The sequence below is a fragment of the Paenarthrobacter sp. NPDC057355 genome, from assembly GCF_042667405.1.
In the GTDB taxonomy this organism is placed as follows: Bacteria; Actinomycetota; Actinomycetes; order Actinomycetales; family Micrococcaceae; genus Arthrobacter.
This window is the reverse complement of the sequence record NZ_JBHVAL010000054.1, coordinates 1-1,720: the sequence shown is the minus strand read 5'-3', so window position 1 is coordinate 1,720 and position 1,720 is coordinate 1. Positions and strand designations below refer to the sequence as shown.

1 protein-coding gene is annotated in these 1,720 nt (G+C 62.4%); it reads right to left on the bottom strand.

The genetic code is table 11. The features are described 5' to 3' along the window. Nucleotides 1-318 precede the first annotated feature (318 nt). The gene (locus tag ACFUOZ_RS21340) at nucleotides 319-1,425 is read right to left on the bottom strand and encodes an IS110 family transposase (protein ID WP_377552038.1); all 1,107 of its coding nucleotides are present in this window, start codon (nucleotides 1,423-1,425) and stop codon (nucleotides 319-321) included. Nucleotides 1,426-1,720 lie beyond the last annotated feature (295 nt).

Here is a 1,720-nt window from a genome sequence, read left to right as displayed (position 1 = left end):
TGGTGGTCAACATCATCCGACTGATATGTAGGTTCTGGTGTCAAGAGGCATGGATGAGCGGCTCCTGGGTTTGTTCCGGGGGCCGCTCATCTTGTGTCCGGTCGGTTGTAGTGGAAAGTGCGGGCGAGTCGTGATCGACGGCAGTGTCAGACTGATATTCGCGGGTTGGTTACCGCATGACGATATTCGGCTGGAGCTCTGCTAGGTGTCTAGGGTCGAGCGTCGACGGTTGTGGTCCGCTTGCTCATAGTCGGATTCCCGGGTTGGCTCCGCGTGCTGCCACGTCACTTCCTACTACGGTTGAGGGGCACGTTCGGGTTAGGCCGCATTCATGCGGTCTCCTTGCTGGAGGGGCGCGGCCAGTGACCAGCACCAGCCTGCGAGTTCGCGGGCGATCGCGGTGTTGGCTTTGACGGATGGTTTGTGGCGTTCATCGAAGTGTTCCCATTTGTGGTGGAGCCGATGGTTTCCTTCCAGGGCGCGGATCCGGGTTGCCGGGGCGACGAGATCAAGTTGGCGCAGCAGTCGTACTCCAGGTCGGGCGTAGGGGCGTCGGTGCTGCCAGGCTGCTTCGATGAGGAGCTTTCGTGCGTACGTGTTCCCGGCTTTCGTGATCGGACCCAAATGCCGGGTTTGGCCAGAGGAGTTTTCACTGGGCACGAGTCCGAGGTAAGAGCCGATCGAGGAGCCAGTGAAGCGGGTCCAGTCCCCAATTTCCACGGCCAGTCCGAACGCGGTCGTTACCTGGATTCCACGCAGGCACATCAACGCGTCGATGACTTGGGTGTAGCGGCAAGCATTCGCGGTGGCTGAGATGTGTTTGTCGATCCGGGACAGGTGCCCGGCGAGCAGCTCAGCCTGTTCGAGCTGGGCGGCGTAGGTGAATTGCAGCGGCGGCTGGTCAAAGTGTTGGCGGTGCAACCACAGGTAGTGTTCCTTCGTCCATCGCGTGTCCTTGGGGTAGCGGATGCCATGGCGCAGCAGGATCGCGTTCACATGCTGCCGGGCGTGCGCGAGGTCCTTGGCAGTGCCCGAGCGCAGCCGGGACAGGTCCCGGAGTGCTTCCTCGTCTGGGTCCGGGACCCGGACCTCGATCACTGAGCCGACCGCGAGTATCTCGGCCAGCACCCGGGCGTCCCGCCTGTCGGTTTTGACCCTGTCACCCGGAGCCCGCAATAGTTTCGAGGACGCTGCCACCACGCAGTCGATGCCCTGCGCGCGCAAGTACCGGGCCAGGACGAACCCGGTTGGGCCTGATTCGTAAACGACCTTGACAGGCGGCTCGAACCGGCGGACCCATTCCAGAACCATGGGCGGTTCAGCTGTCATCGTGTGGGTGCTGATTTCCCCGGTAGCCGGATTCAGCGCATGACCAACGATATTAACCGCGTGAACATCGAGCCCGATGAACGTATGCTCAAACATAGCCGGGACCTCCCAAGCTTCACATGTGGCACTACCATTGCACCCCCACCGAGCCGTCCGGCCAAGGGAGTCGCGAGTGGCAACCCGCGGAACCTGTGACACAGAAGGCCCCGGCCCGTCCGGACAAAGGACATCACCGCCGGGGATCAGGCCCGGAAGCGCCGCCGCCCACCCCAACGCAACCTAAACACACCCAAGCCGGCGCTGCCGGACCGCCCGGCGATAATGACCGCAGACCGCACGGGCCGGCATCAACAACACCGCCGCCACTTCATATTGTCTAGTCGTTGATGTT

Coding starts and splice junctions, on each gene's coding strand:
- ACFUOZ_RS21340 (WP_377552038.1), bottom strand. CDS start 1,425: ATGTTTGAGCATACGTTCATCGGGCTCGATGTTCACGCGGTTAATATC.